This is a genomic window from Actinomadura sp. NBRC 104425 (assembly GCF_030269545.1).
GTDB lineage: Bacteria > Actinomycetota > Actinomycetes > Streptosporangiales > Streptosporangiaceae > Spirillospora > Spirillospora keratinilytica.
Map to the genome: position 1 here is coordinate 1 of NZ_BSTN01000125.1, position 388 is coordinate 388.

At 69.8% G+C, this 388-nt stretch carries 1 protein-coding gene; it reads right to left on the reverse strand.

Translation table 11 applies throughout. The features are described 5' to 3' along the window. The coding region (locus QSK22_RS33395; protein WP_285498509.1) for a Clp protease N-terminal domain-containing protein at nt 1-388 on the reverse strand (388 nt) is incomplete at both ends.

Genomic DNA, 388 nt, shown 5'->3' on the forward strand with positions numbered 1-388 from the left:
CCTCGCCCTTGACGATCTTCTGCGCCAGCCCCTCCACCACGGCGGTCTTGCCGACACCGGGCTCGCCGACCAGCACCGGGTTGTTCTTGGTGCGGCGGCTCAGCACCTGCATGACCCGCTCGATCTCCTTGTCCCGGCCGATGACCGGGTCCAGCTTGCTCTCCCGGGCGGCCTGCGTGAGGTTGCGGCCGAACTGGTCGAGCACAAGAGAGGTCGACGGCGCCGACTCGGCGGGCCCACCGGAGGCGGCCGGCTCCTTGCCCTGGTAGCCGTGCAGCAGCTGGATCACCTGCTGGCGCACCCGGTTCAGGTCCGCGCCCAGCTTCACCAGCACCTGAGCCGCCACACCCTCACCCTCGCGGATCAGGCCCAGCAGAATGTGCTCGGT